This window comes from Oceanobacillus sp. FSL K6-0251 (assembly GCF_038004725.1).
GTDB classification, from domain to species: domain Bacteria; phylum Bacillota; class Bacilli; order Bacillales; family Amphibacillaceae; genus Oceanobacillus; species Oceanobacillus oncorhynchi.
Genome location: NZ_JBBORS010000001.1, coordinates 2027305 through 2044974 on the forward strand (window position 1 = coordinate 2027305; position 17670 = coordinate 2044974).

Consider the following 17670-nt stretch of genomic DNA (forward strand, 5'->3'; position numbering starts at 1 on the left):
GCAGGGAAGGGATTCTCTGCTTCTTTTGCATGTTAACGTCATTTGACTCCATACAGCTTGCATGATGACAAGCAGCTAATAACATTAAAAAGACAAGGATTATCCCTGTCTTTTTGTCGTTATGCTTTCCCATTTTCTTTGTTAAATGCTCTTGCAGCAGAAATCTTCCGGGTAATATATTTCTCGATTTCAATAATGGTAAAGGTCATCAATCCAATCGCAAAAGGATAGACCCAGTATTGCGCCTCGATTGGATATAAATCAAATACATTCCTTAAGAATGGAATATACGTCACCGTTAATTGAAGAAGGATCAGAACGCCCGCAAGCATAAAAGCGATCTTGTTTGAGAAGAAATCCTTATTAAATGCAAAATGTCGTTCATTTCGCACATTAAACACATGGAAAACCTGTGCGATTACAATGGAATGCAGCGTAATCGTTGTTAACTGTTCCGGTGTATAGTGTTCCGGATCACCAAGCAGGGTTACATTCATGGTCATAATGGCTCCGCCGACAAGCAATGATACGAGAATAATCCGGAAAATATAGTAGGGACTGAGCAGTTTTGCGTTAGCCGGGCGCGGCGGCCGCTCCATTGCTCCTGGCTCCAGTTTTTCGAATGTCAGTGCGAACGAAACGGTTACTGCTGTCACCATATTTACATAAAGGACTTGAATCGGGGAGAGCGGCATATTCATTCCTACGATTAAAGCAGAAACAATCAAGAATGCTTCCGCGCCATTGGTTGGCAGGATAAACAGAATCGTTTTCTTCAAATTATCGTAGACACGCCGTCCTTCCTTCACGGCATTGACAATCGTATTAAAATTATCGTCGACCAGCACCATTTCGGAAGCTTCTTTGGAGACTTCGGTTCCTTTGATGCCCATGGAAACACCGATATCTGCCCGTTTTAAGGCTGGAGCGTCATTGACACCATCACCTGTCATCGCTGTGATTTCTCCGTTTTCCTGCATGGCGGTTACCAACTGCAGTTTGTTCTCCGGACTGGTGCGGGCGAAAACATCTACCTTTTGGGCTGCAGTCAGCATCTCCTCTTCAGACATCTGGTCTAAATCGCGACCTTCGAGAACATTGTCTTGTTCGGTAATGCCCATTTGCTTAGCGATAGCCAGAGCTGTTGCCTTATGATCTCCTGTAATCATTTTCACCTGGATGCCAGCTTTTTTACAAACTTTCACTGCTTCCATCGCTTCTTCTCTAGGAGGATCCAGAATGCCAGCCAAACCAATTATGTTCAATTCTTCACAAACGTCTTCGTGATCAATCTGTGTTTTGTTGTTATCAACGTATTTATATGCTGTGCCGATAACTCTTTCTCCTTTGCTGGAGCGTACGAGCGTTTTATCCTCCCAAAGCTTGCGTTGTTCAGAACCTTCTGCCAAACCTGCCATATCAAACAGCCGGTCGGGGGCTCCTTTGACATAAATGATTTTTTCTCCGTCTTTTTCCACGAGTCCTGCCATGTATTTATAGCTGGAATCGAAAGGAATTTTAGAGAGGAGGGGAAGCCGGTCTATTTCCTGATTTGCTTTTTCTGCCAGCGTGACCAAACACCCTTCTGTCGGTTCGCCGCTGATTGTCCATTCTTCATCGTCATCTTTTCGCAAATAGGCATCATTGACTGTTAATACGTTACTTAAAAACAGTTGCAGTTCTTTATCCTCTGCAATATCTATTTCTTGATTATTTTCAAGAATTTTTCCTTCTGGTGCGTATCCTGTACCTGTAACATCCAAGTGCCTGTCGGAGAGTTCAATGGATTGGACGGTCATTTCATTTTTGGTAAGCGTTCCTGTTTTGTCCGAACATATCACGGTTACTGCTCCGAGTGTCTCTACAGACGGCAAATTACGCATAATAGCATTGTTTCTGGCCATTACCTGCATACCTAAGGAAAGAATGATGGAAAGAATAGCAGGCAATCCTTCGGGGATAGCAGCAACAATTAAGCTGATAACGTAGAGTAACAGCTCTCCAATCGGATAGTCATAGAAAACTGCTGCAAAAACAAATAATAAAGCAGCAATGCTGACGATAGCGATGGAAATCATTTTTCCAAAATGCGCTGTTTGTTTTAATAAAGGTGTCTTTAATTCTTCCACTTCTGCAATGGACTGGTTGATTTTACCGATTTCCGTATTTGCTCCGGTGGCTGCGACAATCCCTTGTCCCGATCCAGATACAACCGCTGTTCCGGAAAAAGCCATATTTAATCGATCTCCAAGGACCGTATCCTCCGGCAGGATGTCTGTATTTTTTTCGACGGATGTTGATTCACCAGTGAGAAGGGATTCTTCTATTGTCAGCCGGCTGGCGGCAGTCAACCGTAAATCTGCGGGAATTTTATCTCCTGGAGACAATAATACGATATCACCCGGTACCAGATCGCTGGAAGCGACTTCCTTGCGCTCCCCGTCACGAATAACTGTTGACTCCAAAGAGAGCATCTTTTTAATGCCTTCCAATGCTTTCTCGGCTTTGTTTTCTTGGAAATAGCCGATAACCGCATTAATCAGAACCACCATTAATATAACGACAGTGTCTGCATAATGTTCTAAAACAATCGTAAGAACAGCGGCAGCTAATAAAACATAAATTAACGTGTCATTAAATTGGCGTAAAAATTTTAGCCATTTTGGATCCTTCTCCGGCTCCGGTAATTCATTTTTTCCCCATTTTTGTCTGCCTTGTTCCACTTGCTCTTTGCTTAAACCATGCTTTATATCTGTTCCAAGCTCTGATTCCACTTGCTCTGTCTGCATGTTAAACCATTTTTTCTGTGCCATAAGCACGTGCCCCTTTCTTCCTGAACCCGTTTTATCTTTTACGAATAAATAGGAGTAAAACGTTTCAAGGAGGTTTAAACTAGAAATGAACGTTAAGGGGTGTTTTTCTGCTGCTTATGAATCGTTGATACAGAGGTAATGAAAAGTATCCAGCAGAAAATCACGCCTGATTTTTTATAGCTGTAACCATCATCCATCACCTCTTTCTATCTTGAAGTAAATGTATCCTCACTTATAATGATGAAGGATATATAAGGACAGTTCAAGGAGCATTGGTTGAAAATTTTCGACAATTTAGTGATGGTCTTTTTGTTAATACGGTATGAATGCTTTTAAAATGGAGGCAAGTAATCTGAAAGGAATTTTTACAGTACAGCTATGCGAAATGAATACTCCCACCACTTAATTTCTACTGAAATTTGAAGTGGGGGTTTCTGGGGTGTCGACTTTCAAGATGACGATTAACCACCAGTGGAGTTGACACGTTGGTGTGCTAAAAACACCCAACCCCGCTATCCCATTGGTCCTGCCTTTGGGACTACTTTTATTTGAGAATGATTGCTGCCGGTCGAAGCAGCATCTCAATGCAAGCGAAGGGTTCTTCAAATGCTTCCCGAAATATTTTCCTCATAATATTTCCGGCTCCATTGACATCGGCGTTCATCATAACTCCATTCTTGGACTGATAAAGCCCGCGTTTTATTCGCTTACCTGAAAAAGCTTTTTTTGAAGTCTTTTCACCGTAAACAGGGATTTCATCCTGATCAAGAAAGCTCGCTTTCGATGTGTAGGATTCTTCTGTCATAATGACTTTGATTCCATGTCTCTGAGCTTTGTATTCAATCATTTCCATCAAAAGACGATGCGGAATGGTTGTAAACGATTGGTTGTTTCGTTTCCCCATCTTGGCATGTTGTTTCCACGCTTTATTTTGCCCAATAATGATGGTATCAATATCCTCTTCCAGGGCTATTTTTTCGATTCGGTAACTCGCTTTATGAAATAAATCTTTGATTTGATTAAAGCGTCTGTAGTTGATTTTCTTCAATCGTTTAGACGTAAACAGACCTTCATTGGTGTTTTTACCCTGTCTAAGAATTCCGTGGTAATGCGCTTTCAATTGGTTGTAGCGTTGATTGATGGATTTGATATTTTTGCCCTTCACTACAACAGGCTTTCGTCCTGTATTGGTGACAATGGTTGCAAGGTTATCCATTCCTAAATCAACGGACATGTACCGTTTTTTCGATGCTTTCATTTTTTGTTCTGACGGTACTTGAAAAACCAGTTCTACGACGTAGTGACCATACTTTGGGATAAGGCGGACTTGTTTCAGTCTTCCTTCCGTAAACCCTAATTTACCGATGTTTAAACGTTCCTTCGTTTTAGGAAACTTCAAAAACTTATTCTCTTTTATGACACAATCTTGGTTTGAAAAAAGAACTTCTTTTTCTTTCTTACGACTATATCCTGGAATTTTTGGTCTTGCTTTAAACTTTGAAGGGTTCGTTTTATATTCTCGTAAACTGCCATAAAATGCTTTCCAATTTTGGAACACCGTTTTCATAACCCCTTGACTCGATTGCGTTGGCAGAGAGCGATAATCGTCTTGTGCCATGGATTTAAAAAGAGCATCCAAAAAATTGCAATCAACATAAGGGTTTTCTCTAGAAGGTTCTTTCAATACATGACACTTGATTTCTTTTCGTTCTCGGGCGGGTTTGGAATGTTCTTTTACGACCTTCTTTTGATAAACAACGAATTGGTTATCGTTGATTATTGGCATATGTTTTTGGATAGCGTCTAACACTTCTTCCTGAAGCGGCTGCAACGCTTTTTCCTGCGTGAAAGCTGTAAATACTTGCCGGATATAAAAATTGGTCGTGTTATGCATATTCTTTGCATTTTGACACATTTCTTTGAAATATCCGTACATACGGTGATTCATTTTTACCCATATTTGCATCGTTTGGTAATTCGCCATTTACTTTCCACCCCTCTAAAACGAACTAACGTTCTGTAATTTATTTTACTATAAAGGGAATAAAAATTCTAGCGAAAAAACCGCCAATTCACCTCCCACCTAAAATTCCATCGAATTTTTGAGGAAGGAGTCCTCTTGGCTGAAATGATAGATTGAACTAATAATAATCAAAATAGTTTAAAATAGGATTCGATATGTTAGCATGGAAGGGAATTGAAATAGAACACAGGGGTTGTGATACAATGCTATGGTTAATTTTATTAGCTGTTCTGATTTTAGGGGGTTATTTGATTATCAAAGGTTCAACCAGAGGGTATAAGATACTGGGATATGTCATTATAGGATTCACAGTTGTATTTGCAGTGGTGATTTTATCCAGTATCGGTGTTAAAACAAATAACATAATAAATGAACAGCCCTCAAATGAGGGGGATTCCATAATTGTTGATTAACATAAGAAAACCGGACCGCCTTTTGCCCGGTATTCTTATGTATCCTTAGGTGTATCCTTCGGGAAGAACCATAGAATAATAAAAGTCAGTGTACCAATTACGAATAGACCAAAGAACACCGTGTGAAATGCCTGGGTCAACCCATCCTGCATTAAAGCCAGTGTATCTGGCGGGATAGATTCTCGTAATCCTTCATTTAAAATAGCATTTGTATTTGGCATATCTTCATCGATTGCTTGCTGCTGATAATATTGCTGCAGGCGCAGATTAAGAATACCGCCTAACAATGCAGTACCGATTGCACTGCCAATGATACGCATAAACATATTTAAAGAGGTAGCCGACCCTCTTGCCTGCCAGGACACACTATTTTGAATGGCTACGATAAATGTTGTCGAAGTCAGCCCCATCCCTATTCCAACAATAAAAGAGCTGAAACCGGCATAAATGGGCCCTTTTTCTGCATCAAGCAGGAAAAAGAGAAATGTGCCCACAAATAATGCGATACCGCCAAGAAATGCTGTTTTTCTAAAGCCGATTCGTAATACCATATGACCGGCGGCAGTGGCTGCAATTGGCCAGCCAATGGATAAGGTGCTCAAGGTAAAACCGGCCACAATCGCTGATTCTTCCATGACTCCCTGTACATACGTAGGAAGAGAGCTGCTTAAACCTAAAATAATCATACCGGAAAGTAAGGTAGCGATATTGGCAACGATCATTAATTTGTTCTTCCATAAAGATAAAGGCATCATTGGCGCTGCGCATCTCTTCTCCTGCCAAATAAATAAGGAAATACAAATGACAAAGAGTCCAAGGAGACCGAGCGTTTCTGGTGACAACCAAGCCCAATTTGTACCTGCCTGTACAAACACGATAATCAGCGATGATATGGCTATAAAAAAGAAGCTTGTCCCAAGATAATCGATGGTTTTCTGTTCTTTATCCACTTTTTCATGAAAGAATAGGACAACTCCGGCCAAGCCGATAAGGCCAATCGGAATGTTCATCCAGAATATCCAAGCCCAATCAATGTATTGTACAATGACTCCTCCCAGAAGCGGGCCGGCAACAGAGGATATTCCCCAGACACTTGCTAAATAACCCTGTACTTTGGCGCGTTCTTCCAAATTATACATGTCTCCGACCATGGTAGTTACTATCGGATGAATGGCCCCGGCGCCCAGCCCCTGGATAAGCCGGAAGATAATAAGGGCAGTCATCGTTTCTGCTAATCCGCATAATAAAGAACCAATCAGAAAGATAACCACACCAATGACAAAGATTGGTTTGCGGCCAAATAAATCAGCTAATTTGCCATATATCATCGTGGTGACTGCCTGCATTAATAGGAAACTGGAAAAGACCCAGCTGTACAGCGTGAACCCGCCTAAATCGGATACAATGTTAGGCATGGCAGTGGCAATAATGGTTCCTTCAATTGCAGCCATAAACATAGATAATACGAGGGCAATAAGCACGATAGGCCGTTTGGTTTGTTTATGTACCATCTATAATTCCTTCCTTTACTCTAGCTATTTGTTTCTACCCACTGTGCAAGACTCTCTGGCCACAGGTGATTTTGCGAACTATCAAAAGTCTTTTCAAACCGCAGTACTAATCTATAATCCAATTAGCTTTATTGTAGCAGATGCTTTCTTATTTTGTAAGAAATGGAATGCCAGTTTCAAAGTTCATTGTCCGAAATGCGTCAGCAGGGGAGGCTCGTTGAACAGATTTAATATTCCTTTGTTGGAAACCGGATAATCTATTCTTTGTTATGATATTTTCATAGAGGGTGAGGAACTATCAGTTAAAATGGATAGCTCCTATATTTTTCGCTTTCATTTTAAGTTGATTATAACTGCCTGCAATAATAAAGAAAACTTGGTTGTCACCTAGACTTTAAGTGACAACCTTAGTTACACTTATGCAGTAAGAAAGTGTAAACTTTCTTAACTGCCAAAAAAAGGCTATTGCAGCCTTTTTACCGTCATTTAAACTAACTCTATTTTATATACTCCACGATCCGTAGTAATAAAAAACTTTTGTCCATTAAATTCAAATAAAGAGTTATCCTCCAAAGGGATTTCATAATTGGATGACGGAAGCGGTTCATCGCTCATCGTTGGCAGCGCTTCGATTTGTCCGTCTCCGTTTAAAAGTAAGCTATGTTTTGGAACATAGTCATCAATTCTGCGGGTATTCTGGTCATAGGATATGCTTTGCAGATGGATTACTGTTTGATCGATATCGTTTATTTCATGCTTTGTAATTTTAATTGTTCTTCCGTTCCACTGTTGTATCAGCGTATTAAACTCCTCAATAGTTAAAAAAACATGCTCCATAGAACAACCCCTCCTGTGTATAATTTTCCTAAATACAACGGAAATATACAGGAAGAAAGTAAATAAAAAATCGTAATATTTGTACGCGGACTTTGAGAGGTAAGAGGTAGAAGTACTAAAGGATAACGTAACGGAGCGATTCGGTTATTGAACCGAATCGCTCCGTTGTACCAATTATTTTTCATGTGCCCGTTTATCAGCAGCGCGGCTTCTTGCTTGAGCTTTTCTGTCTTCTGCATCAGCAAACTCATCTGAAAATTCAACATCTATGCCGTCAGATATTTGATTTTTTGGAGTTTGTGACAAAAAATTATTTTTTCTTTTCTTATGCTCATCTCTGCCCATTGGGAACACTCCTTTTAGGTTGTATATAATTGGTTAGTCGAACATTCGGCCAGACAGATTGAAGATTGCAATACATCGAGCCGCTCTGTGAAGGCAGCTGCTGCACCGCCTTATCCCCTAGATAACATAAGGGAAAACTGTACTGACATATCTGTATTTTTAACAGGTTTACGATACTTATTCATTTTTTCCGCTGGTAAAATTAGAACATACTGTACCGCTTAAACTTGTGGCAGTAATCTGTGACGGTTATTAAAATTTGTTCAAGCAGAAATTTTCGCATAATAATGTTTAGTAATCTGTTTAGAAAGGAAAAGTATTAAAAAGACACAGAGAGGTGGATGAAAATGTCCAACAATGAAAAGCGTTCTTCAAAAAGCGGAAAACCGAATCGGAATGAAGAGCGAAGAACCATGCTGGATGAACATGAAGAGCAGATGTTTGTCGATGACGTTCCATTGGAAGATTTAAAAATAGAAGCTAAGGATGAGAAACGAAAAACGAAATCGAAGGATGATTCGCAAAGTGAAAAGAAGCATAAGGAGAAACAAAATAAAGACAACGACAGTAAAAAACCCTGAGCATTCTTGCTGAGGGTTTTTTGATATGGAGAGAATCTCTTGAAATTCATTAGAAGCTGCCATCGCAATGAATTAAGTTCTCTATAAATAAATAGACGGGTTTAACTGTGTAGCCAGTTATTCAGTATAATTATTCGTTAAAATGCATAAATATTAGGTATTTTGTTTCATTTATTTTTATCTTTTCCGTGATAGAATAAGGAACATATATTAATTAGCAATAATTTTTATTTTCAATTTATCATGGAGAAAAGCAAAACGCCACTGAATGAAGTTTCGTTATCTTATGAGATGAAATAACTGATAAGGATGTATGTACATATCATTCATACTTCATTTAGCAAAGCATCAAGAGAGAAGGAGAGGAAAGATGGAGCATATGGGATGGCTATCGCTAGTTCCGCCAATTTTGGCAGTGATTTTAGCGATTCTAACGAAAAACGTTATTATTTCATTATTTTTAGGCGCCTTTGTCGGCGTACTTATTATTGTAGGAGGAAATCCATTAACTGCGACAACCGAAACGATAGGGAATTTTCTGTTTCCGCAATTGACGGACAGCTACAATGCGGCGGTGCTTGTCCTGCTATTTTTTATCGGAGGATTTGTAGCTTTAATCGAAAAATCAGGGGGAGGCGCTGCACTTGCAGCAAAAACCGTCAAATCGATTAATTCCAAAGTGAAAGCTCAATTATCTGCCTGGCTGGGCGGTTTGATTATTTTCTTCTCTGATTTGGGAACACCTTTGATTGTAGGCCCTATTTTTGAAAAAATATTTGATAAAGCAAGAATTTCTAGAGAGAAGCTGGCATATATCATTGATTCCACGTCATCTCCAGTTGCAGTACTGATTCCTTTCATTGGCTGGGGAGTCTATATTATGGGGCTGATAAGAAGTGAATTTGATGCACTGGGAATAACCACATCGGAGTTCGATACCTTTGTTCAAGTCATTCCATTCCAGTTCTACGCTATTTCCGCAGTGTTAATGATTCCACTAATGGCCGTATTTAAATTAGATTTTGGTCCGATGGCAAAGGCAGAACGGAGAGTGAGAGAAACCGGAGAACTGTACTGGAAGGATTCCAAGCCGCTTCGGAGACCGGATAAGGAAGCGGACAGTAATCAAGAAGGCAAGGCGATTTTAATTTGGCTGCCTTTATTGGTATTATTCATTACATTGTTTGGCTTGCTTTCCACAAAAGGATTTCCATTTGAGCCGGTAGATGGAAATGACTTCCGCGTCTCGCTGACAACAGCTTATTTATTTGCGGCTATTACTATTTTTATTTTATTAATCAGCTTCCGTCTGAAAAAGTTTGCGGAGATTTTTGATATTTATACCTCCGGGATGCAAAAGATGGTGTATGTTGCTGCGACGTTAGTGCTTGCATGGTCGCTTGGAACGGTTATCAGTGAGATGGGGACAGCGAATTATATTGTAGAATTGATGCAGGGAAGAGTGCCGGCGTTTATCATACCAGCATTACTCTTTGTTATCGGGGCAATCGTTTCTCTTGCTTCCGGCTCTTCCTGGGGAACCTTCGCCATTATGCTTCCAATCGCTATTCCGATGGCGGTTGCATTAGATGCACAAGTACTTGTCTGTATCGGCGCTGTATTGTCAGGCGGTATTTTCGGAGATCACAGCTCCCCGATATCTGATACAAGTATTCTGTCATCAACAGGAGCTGGTGCAGACCATATTGACCATGTGAAAACACAGTTCCCTTATGCATTGACCAATGCAATCATTGCGATAATCGGTTTTGTGATTGCAGGTGTGACTGGCAGTCCGTGGACCGTAGTACTGACAATTGTATTGCTTGTGTTAGCAGCTTTTGTATTATCAAAGTTGACAAAAAATAAATATGAAACGAAAATGAATATATAACAGAAACATGCCTTGCTGGTGAAGTGAGGCATGTTTTATTTCAATTTTTTAAATGGAGGAAGTAATAATGCAATGGAAAAAGCCTGGTAGTGATGATTACGCTGCCTTAATTGAATTATGGGAGAAGTCTGTTTTGGCAACACATGATTTTTTAGCATCTGAGGATAGAGAGGCACTTAAGAAGGAGATTCCTGCTTATTTTCCGCAATTAGATATGAAAATGTGGTTTAAAGATACTACATTCGTTGGATTTTCCGGTGTGAATGCGTCTCAGCTAGAAATGCTGTTCTTAGACCCGGATCAAATAGGGAAGGGGCTTGGCAGCAGGATTTTAAATGATTTAATTGAAAAGGACGGTATTAAGACAGCAGATGTCAATAAAGATAATACATCGGCTCTTGCTTTTTACCTGAAAAACAACTTCCAAGTTACTGGAGAGTCAGAACAGGATGACCAGGGGAGGGATTATCCGATACTGCATTTGTGTTTGAATGCGAAATAATATACGGACGTAAAATTGCAAGGTAAGGAGAACGAGTATTCTTTTTAACAATAGCATAGGAAAAAGGACCATTAAATAAAGCCGCTTGCTTCTTCGTGAAGCAGCGGCTTTATCTTATAGTAAATTATTTTCGTTAGGCAATTTGATGCTTTTTCACTGGTACTGCCCGGTCAAAGCTTGCATGTTTTTCTCTGACAGTAATAAAGCAAACAGCTCCAATCAAGCTTGGTACGGCAAATGCCATAAATGCATGCTGCGGGTCTAAATTGGTTGATAACAGGAGGGCGATGGCTACGGGAGCCATGATACCGCCAATCCGTCCGACACCGACAGCGATACTTAATCCGGTCGTACGAATTTCCCTCGGGTAAAATTCTGAAATATACGGATTCACTAAATTTTGAGTACCTACTGTACAAGCGCCGGTTAAGGTAATGATTAAATACAGTAAGAGCGAGCTTGTAGTGATGCTTAATAAAACAAAACAGAGTGAACCGATAAAAAACATCAGGATTAAGACGGAACGATGACCGAGACGATTCACTAACATCCCGCCGAATATGGAACCGGAAATTTGACCGACAGCAAGCATCAGATTAAAGGATAAGCTGGATGTCAGACCGTGACCGGCGTCCACCATAATTTGCGGCAGCCAGGTTGTCAGCCCGGAAATAACGAGCATGGAGCAGGTAACTGCAATCCAAAAGGCGATGGTACTGCTGGTCCGCTTATTAGAGAAAACCTTTTTAATCGGAATTTCCTTCGTGCTTTCTTTAAAAGATTCATATTCATAGTTATCAGACGCTTGATAGTTACCGCCAGGATCAACTTTATTGAGAATCTCTGCAATTTTATCGCCTTTTTTCTTGGTCAGATAATAAGAAACGGATTCCGGAAATTGCTTTAAAAACCATGGCAGAGCAAGAAGCGGAATAATACTAATCCAATATAATAGTCTCCAGCCCACCATTTCCATCAAGTACATACCAATCAAGGAGGCAATAATAGCGCCGATGGAATAACCGCAATACATCGTAGCAATGGTTAATGGCCGCTTCTTCACCGGAGAATATTCACCCATAATAGCTACGAGGATTGGCATAATTCCTCCCAAGCCCAGCGCCGCAATCACTCTCATTATCATAAAGAGGGTGGGGTTCTGTGCAAACCCGGCTAAAAAGGTGAAAAGGCTGAACAAGATTAAGCAAATTGCAATCGCTTTTTTACGCCCAATAAGATCCGAAATAGAACCCAGCAGGAAGGTGCCAACCATCGTACTAATCAGCGTATAGCTGCTGATTGCGCCAGCCTCGATTCTGCTGATATTAAAATCCTCCATCATCAATGGCAGCCCAATCCCATAGATCGCCACATCGAAGCCATCAAAGGCAATGGCGAAAAAGCACCAGAGAAAGATAAGTAAATGAAATTTATTAAACTTACTGTTACCTAAAACCTGTGTTGTCTGAACCGTCCGCATGTTTAAAAAACGTCCTTTCCTTTAAATAATCGAAGTGTAATGATTATTTAAAATACTACCATGAAACCATGGTTATAAGGTAATTGTAAAAAGGTATCGTTCGCTATAGGTAAAAGCTATATCAAAAAAGGAGAGGATAGAAGCAGTTGTTTGTAATAAATAAGGTACGTAAAAAAATCCTCTGATAGAAGCTATTCTTATCAGAGGATTTTAGAAAGTAATTTATTCTGTTAAAAGCGGATAATATCCTTCTTTATTATGCGTTTCTGTTCCAACTAACGGCGGGTTGAAGACACATACCATACGCATTTGGGTGCGTGCCCGCAGACGGTGCTTATCATTTTCATCTAGCAGATACATCGTGCCAGGCTTAAGCTGGTGTACCTCTCCGGTGGAGACCTTTTCGACTTCTCCTTCACCTTCAATGCAATAAACCGCTTCAATATGGTTCTTATACCAGAAGAAATTATCTGTCCCTGCTTTGATAATGGTATCATTCATGCTGAAGCCGACACCATCTTTATTTAAAATAAAGCGGCGGCTCTCCCAGTTTTCCGATTTTGTTTCATCTTCTGTTCCAATTAAATCTTCCAGTGATTTTACGATCATTTATAAATTCTCCTCTCCGTAAACCATATCTCTATTTTTTTAAAACATGCTTTATACTGTCTTCCAGAATGTCTAAACCTTTTACCAAACCTTCCTGATCAATAATCAAAGGCGGCAGGAATTTCACCACTTCATCATCTGGACCAGAGGTTTCTACAATAAGTCCGCGTTCAAATGCCTCCGCACAAATTTCACCTGCTAAACCTTCCTTCTCCACAGCAATGCCCTGCATTAAACCTCTGCCTCTAGCTTCTCCGTTTAACTCCGGATAGTGGTCAATCAATCTGTTGATTTCTGATTTAAGAAATGCGCCTTTTTCTTGTACAGCATTGGCAAAATCATCATTTTCCCAATTTTTCAGTGCTTCGGTTGCAGCAAGAAAGGCCATATTATTGCCGCGGAAGGTTCCATTATGCTCGCCCGGTCCCCATTGATCATATTCTGACTTGATTAACGTAATCGCCATCGGCAGACCAATTCCTCCAATGGATTTAGACAGGCAGACTACATCTGGTTTAATTCCCGCCGGCTCAAAGCTGAAGAAGGTGCCCGTCCGGCCATTTCCTGCCTGGACATCATCCACAATCAGGAGAATGTCCCAGCGTCTGCATAGTGCTTCTACTTTTTTCAGCCATTCCATGCGTGCAGCATTAATCCCGCCTTCTCCTTGAACGGTTTCCAGAATGATGGCAGCAGGGAGGGCAACACCGCTTCCGCTGTCTTCTAAAAAGCGATCCAGATAAGCAATCGAATCATTGTCCTCCACATAATTATCAAATGGCATCGAAACGGCATGATGCAATGGAACTCCGGCACCATGGCGCTTGAAGGAGTTTCCTGTCACAGAAAGGGAGCCAATCGTCATCCCGTGAAATGCATTGGTAAAGCTGATAACTGTTTCTCGTCCAGTTATTTTTCTGGCGATTTTCAGCGCGCTTTCTACGGTATTTGTACCGGTAGGGCCAGGGAACATAATTTTATAATCCAGATTTCGGGGCTTGAGAATGACATCAGTAAAGCGTTCCAGAAAATCTTTTCTGGGAATCGTAGCCATGTCCAGGCTGTGAATCACGCCGTCATTTTTAATATATTCAATTAATTTCTCCTGCATCGCATCGTCATTATGCCCGTAATTCAATGTACCTGCGCCTGCAAAGAAATCAATATATTCTTTTCCATCGGTATCCCACAGCTTATAGCCTTTTGATTTTTCAAAAACAGTCGGCCATCCTCTGCTGTAGCTTCTTACTTCAGATTCTAAATTTTCAAACGTTTTCATTTTCGCATCATTCCATGTTGCTGTTGTCAATGAAATCATTCCTTTAATTATTTATTTTCTGTAGCAATCGGTCCAATTGTAAACAGTAGCTCATCTTCATGTTCTTCCTCTTCATCCGGAAAATCATCCGTTACATAGCAGTCACTGATATGACACTCCGTATCAAGCTTTTTAGCGAGACCTTTAAATAAAGACTGAGAAGGTTGATTGGATGGAGAAACGGTTGCTTCTACATAATCAATCTTTTTACAAGCTTCGCGCTTTAATAATTGGCGCAGCATTTTCGTTGCTAATCCGTTACCTCGAGCGGAAGCATCTACAGCAACTTGCCAGATAAATAGTTTATTCGGATTATTCGGATTTTTATACCCGGAAATAAAACCGAGCGTTTTCCCGTTTTTTTCTGCAATGATGGAGGTTCCTGAAAAGATATCGCACCACATTAAGTAACTGTAGGAAGAATTGAGATCAAGCACCTTGGTAGCTTTAATCAGTTCCCAAACAGCTGCCCCGTCATCTTTTGCAGGTTCTCGAAAATAAAAATCGTTTTCTTTTTCAATAGTCATTGTCATATTATTTGTTGTGTTTGTATTAATGCTCTCACCTCCTGAGTGGATTTTTTACTTACCATATTAGATTAACATAAGGAAAAATAACGTCAAAACGCATATAACGGAGAATAACGCGATTATTCGTGATAAGAAGGGGTGAGGGTAAAATGATTGCCATTGGCTATAAATAGCTTTGAATATAACAGAAATAATCCGTTTTATAAACTTTTGGGGAAAATAAAATAATGAATTAAATAGATAAACCATATTGTGGGGATAGAAAAGGATAACTGTAAGCTAAAAATTTATTATTGAAGAACAAAACAGCTGTCCGCTCATTTTTAGGGGAGTAAATGATTAAGGGACAGCAATAATAAAGCTTGAATTGATTAATTTTCTTTTAATTTTTCATCCATTTCCATCATTTCAGATACTGTAATGGTTTTATATTGGTTTTCAGCTAAATAATCAAGAATAAGCGGGAGAGCTTTAACTGTTTGCTCTCTTTTTCCTCCTGCATCATGAAACAGTACGACATCCCCCGGGGAGATATTGCTGATGACGTTATCTGCAATGGTTTTATAATCTACTCCGTCCCAGTCTTTCGTATCTTGATCCCAAGACCACAGTGCAACATGTAATTGGTTTTCCCGGGCTTTCTTTACAATCGCATCATTATAACTGCCGCCGACCGGCCGGAAAAGCTTTGGCCGATTTCCTGTGATGGCGTAAAGGATATCAGAGGTTTCTTTCATTTCTTGACTAAGTCTGCTGAGTTTCATGGTGTGATCATAGGTGTGATTGCCGAGTTCATGCCCTTCCATTACTTGCCGATGGATGATATCTGGGAATTTTTCTGCGTGAGCTCCGAGCACAAAGAAGGTAGCTGCGGCTTCGTATTCAGCTAATATATTGAGAATGGCAGGAGTGTATTTTGAATGCGGACCATCATCAAATGTTAAAGCAATTACCTTTTCCTCCGTTTTTGCATCCCAGAAAATATCTCCGTCTTTCTCAAAATCAAATCTATCTTTCGCATATATCTGCTCTTGGATGAATAGAAAAGCACAAGAAGTCAGAAGCAGGTAACTAATCGCATAAAATATTTTTTTCTTCATTTCACACCTCTCATTTTCAAAAAATAAGTTAAACTTTAAGTATTTATGGACGTAATTAGTTATTAATTAAATCTATTATTTGCTAAGAAGCACGTTTTTATCATAAGCAAATTTTGGAGAAGAAAAGAGGAAGGCTAAACCAACTTCTTCATTTTAAATATACTGTAAGAAAAGCTGTATAAAATGGATGACTTAAAAACGCATGATGGAAAGATGCTTCCAAGAAAAGGTTTTGAAAAGCAGGAGCAGAAAGGTGAAAAAATTAATTACTAAAAAGGCAAAACTTAATTAATTCCTCCAAAAGTTTAGCTATAAAAAGATACCTGAATCAGGATTACTCTCCAAGGATTCAGGTATCTGACAAAAACAGGGCTTAACTATTTGCGGTTGCGGTTATTGCGTCGCTCGTTGTTGTGGTTGTTGTTATCTTCGAAAGCATTCTCGTCGATAAATTCATTTTCATTGGCAAATTCCACGTTATTGATTTCTTGATTATTGCGGTTCTCATTATTGCGGTTTTTGCGTTCATTTCGGTTAAAGTTACGTTTATTGTTATCCATGGAAAGCCCTCCCATTATTCTTTATGAGAAAAACATTCATTTTTGAAGCGTTACTTGAAGCAGAAGCTTCCAGTACAAATGTCGTCCTCGAATTATATTTTACCCCCTTATCAAAAATTCACTCGTTATTTCGAAAGCCATATTTTGTTATTTTTTACCGTCCAAACCCATTGGAACGGCAAGGCTCGGTGTGCCGGTTAAATTAACTGGAACAAATGGCAGACATCTTCTGATAACTTCCAGATTTTGCTCTACCCATTGTTCACTATAGATATGAGGCGTGATAGGTATGTTTGGACCGAGGAATATATCGACCTGTTTAAAAGCTTTCTCAAAACCTTTCACCAATTGTCTCCGGGCCTGCTGCGCCTGATATATTGCGGTGTTTCAGTTAAAGCGCCGGCCAGAAAGAAACTCCGTATGTCTGCAGAATATTCGTTTGAATGGGTCTGGAGCCATTGGTGGTGTAAAGCAGCTGCTTCGCCAGCCGCTATCGTATAGCCGGAAAAGGTTGATAAAGCTAATTCAGGAATTTCTACATCCACTATTTCAGCACCTAAATAGAGGAGTGTTTCCATGGCATGTTTGAAAAGGATTTCTATATCAGGGGCCAGGTCTTGGAGAAAGTATGCAGGGGTACCAATTTTGATTCCTTGGATTCCATTATTTAAATCGGATATATAATTTGGAACGGACACATCCAGACTTCCCGGATTATTTGCATCAAAACCCGCCATATAATAAAGCATACATACTAAATCAGAAACAGATCTTGCCATGGGACTGGCAGTATCTAAAGTCATAGCTGTAGGAAAAATACCATGCGTACTGACTAATCCATAAGTTGTCTTCAGACCGTAAATACCGCAGATGGAAGCGGGTAAGCGAATGTATTAAAATGTATCTGATCCAGCTGCAAGCTCATGCAAATTTTGCTTTCCGAGCATATTGCCGCTTGCTCTTACCAATTTATCTCCGGTTGTCGCATTTTTTTAGAAATAAAATCTATAAAAAGTCTGGAATGGAGTATATTCCGGCGTAAATGGAAGGTAGACAGAGACCGCGTCTCCCTTTGGACGTTCTCTTTAATCATGCTGAGATTTTCGAATATAACTTTCGATGCAGTAATCCAAAGGAATGATGTTTTTAGGAAG

Annotated in this window: 17 protein-coding genes; 4 read left to right on the plus strand and 13 right to left on the minus strand. The window is 39.9% G+C overall.

Annotated features, from left to right (window positions below; translation table 11 throughout):
- Positions 1–119 precede the first annotated feature (119 nt).
- Both MKY45_RS10300 and MKY45_RS10305 read right to left on the minus strand, forming a co-directional pair.
- Entirely contained in the window at positions 120–2813 is a 2694-nt protein-coding gene (locus tag MKY45_RS10300) for a cation-transporting P-type ATPase (RefSeq protein ID WP_256706145.1), read from the minus strand.
- Between the two features lie 544 nt (positions 2814–3357).
- Complete coding sequence (locus tag MKY45_RS10305; RefSeq protein ID WP_341172895.1) at positions 3358–4797, minus strand: RNA-guided endonuclease InsQ/TnpB family protein; 1440 nt, start codon at positions 4795–4797, stop codon at positions 3358–3360.
- Positions 4798–5039: 242 nt separating this feature from the next.
- Here MKY45_RS10305 and MKY45_RS10310 point away from each other — a divergent pair, with 242 nt between their 5' ends.
- Positions 5040–5249 carry a hypothetical protein gene (locus MKY45_RS10310; RefSeq protein WP_193064087.1) on the plus strand — a complete coding sequence of 70 codons (210 nt, stop codon included), beginning with the start codon at positions 5040–5042 and terminating at the stop codon, positions 5247–5249.
- A 35-nt stretch (positions 5250–5284) separates the two neighbouring features.
- Here the strand turns inward: MKY45_RS10310 and MKY45_RS10315 are convergent, their stop codons facing one another.
- The 3 genes from MKY45_RS10315 to MKY45_RS10325 form a co-directional block, all read right to left on the minus strand.
- A complete protein-coding gene (locus MKY45_RS10315) occupies positions 5285–6760 on the minus strand; it encodes an MDR family MFS transporter (protein WP_341172896.1) in 1476 nt (491 codons plus the stop codon).
- Between the two features lie 486 nt (positions 6761–7246).
- A complete protein-coding gene (locus tag MKY45_RS10320; protein WP_193064085.1) occupies positions 7247–7597 on the minus strand; it encodes a hypothetical protein in 351 nt (116 codons plus the stop codon).
- Between the two features lie 174 nt (positions 7598–7771).
- The gene (locus MKY45_RS10325; protein WP_084612954.1) at positions 7772–7942 is read right to left on the minus strand and encodes a YfhD family protein; all 171 of its coding nucleotides are present in this window, start codon (positions 7940–7942) and stop codon (positions 7772–7774) included.
- 347 nt (positions 7943–8289) lie between these two features.
- Here MKY45_RS10325 and MKY45_RS10330 point away from each other — a divergent pair, with 347 nt between their 5' ends.
- The 3 genes from MKY45_RS10330 to MKY45_RS10340 all read left to right on the plus strand — a co-directional run bounded on the left by MKY45_RS10330 (position 8290) and on the right by MKY45_RS10340 (position 10919).
- A complete protein-coding gene (locus tag MKY45_RS10330; RefSeq protein WP_042533609.1) occupies positions 8290–8523 on the plus strand; it encodes a hypothetical protein in 234 nt (77 codons plus the stop codon).
- Positions 8524–8893: 370 nt separating this feature from the next.
- Entirely contained in the window at positions 8894–10417 is a 1524-nt protein-coding gene (locus MKY45_RS10335; RefSeq protein WP_341172897.1) for a Na+/H+ antiporter NhaC family protein, read from the plus strand.
- A 67-nt stretch (positions 10418–10484) separates the two neighbouring features.
- Positions 10485–10919 (plus strand): GNAT family N-acetyltransferase, encoded by a 435-nt coding sequence (locus tag MKY45_RS10340; protein ID WP_042533611.1) that lies wholly within the window; start codon positions 10485–10487, stop codon positions 10917–10919.
- Between the two features lie 133 nt (positions 10920–11052).
- On the opposite strand, the gene MKY45_RS10345 is transcribed toward MKY45_RS10340, so the two are convergent.
- The 8 genes from MKY45_RS10345 to MKY45_RS10380 all read right to left on the minus strand — a co-directional run bounded on the left by MKY45_RS10345 (position 11053) and on the right by MKY45_RS10380 (position 17406).
- Positions 11053–12399: an MFS transporter gene (locus MKY45_RS10345; RefSeq protein WP_341172898.1), complete on the minus strand. Its 1347-nt coding sequence runs from the start codon at positions 12397–12399 to the stop codon at positions 11053–11055.
- Positions 12400–12621: 222 nt separating this feature from the next.
- On the minus strand, positions 12622–13008 hold the full coding sequence (locus tag MKY45_RS10350) for an ectoine synthase (RefSeq protein WP_042533613.1): 387 nt from the start codon (positions 13006–13008) through the stop codon (positions 12622–12624).
- Between the two features lie 31 nt (positions 13009–13039).
- Positions 13040–14287 carry a diaminobutyrate--2-oxoglutarate transaminase gene (gene ectB / locus MKY45_RS10355; RefSeq protein ID WP_193064157.1) on the minus strand — a complete coding sequence of 416 codons (1248 nt, stop codon included), beginning with the start codon at positions 14285–14287 and terminating at the stop codon, positions 13040–13042.
- 47 nt (positions 14288–14334) lie between these two features.
- Complete coding sequence (ectA, locus tag MKY45_RS10360; RefSeq protein ID WP_319022553.1) at positions 14335–14853, minus strand: diaminobutyrate acetyltransferase; 519 nt, start codon at positions 14851–14853, stop codon at positions 14335–14337.
- Between the two features lie 374 nt (positions 14854–15227).
- Positions 15228–15956, minus strand: coding sequence for a polysaccharide deacetylase family protein (locus tag MKY45_RS10365; RefSeq protein WP_042533616.1), 729 nt, complete (start codon positions 15954–15956; stop codon positions 15228–15230).
- Positions 15957–16333: 377 nt separating this feature from the next.
- Positions 16334–16516, minus strand: coding sequence for a hypothetical protein (locus MKY45_RS10370; RefSeq protein ID WP_042533617.1), 183 nt, complete (start codon positions 16514–16516; stop codon positions 16334–16336).
- 147 nt (positions 16517–16663) lie between these two features.
- Positions 16664–16861, minus strand: a complete 198-nt coding sequence (locus tag MKY45_RS10375; protein WP_341173478.1) for a hypothetical protein — start codon at positions 16859–16861, stop codon at positions 16664–16666.
- Positions 16858–17406, minus strand: a complete 549-nt coding sequence (locus tag MKY45_RS10380; protein WP_341173479.1) for an amidase family protein — start codon at positions 17404–17406, stop codon at positions 16858–16860. Before MKY45_RS10380 ends, MKY45_RS10375 begins: the two co-directional genes overlap by 4 nt.
- Positions 17407–17670: the final 264 nt, after the last annotated feature.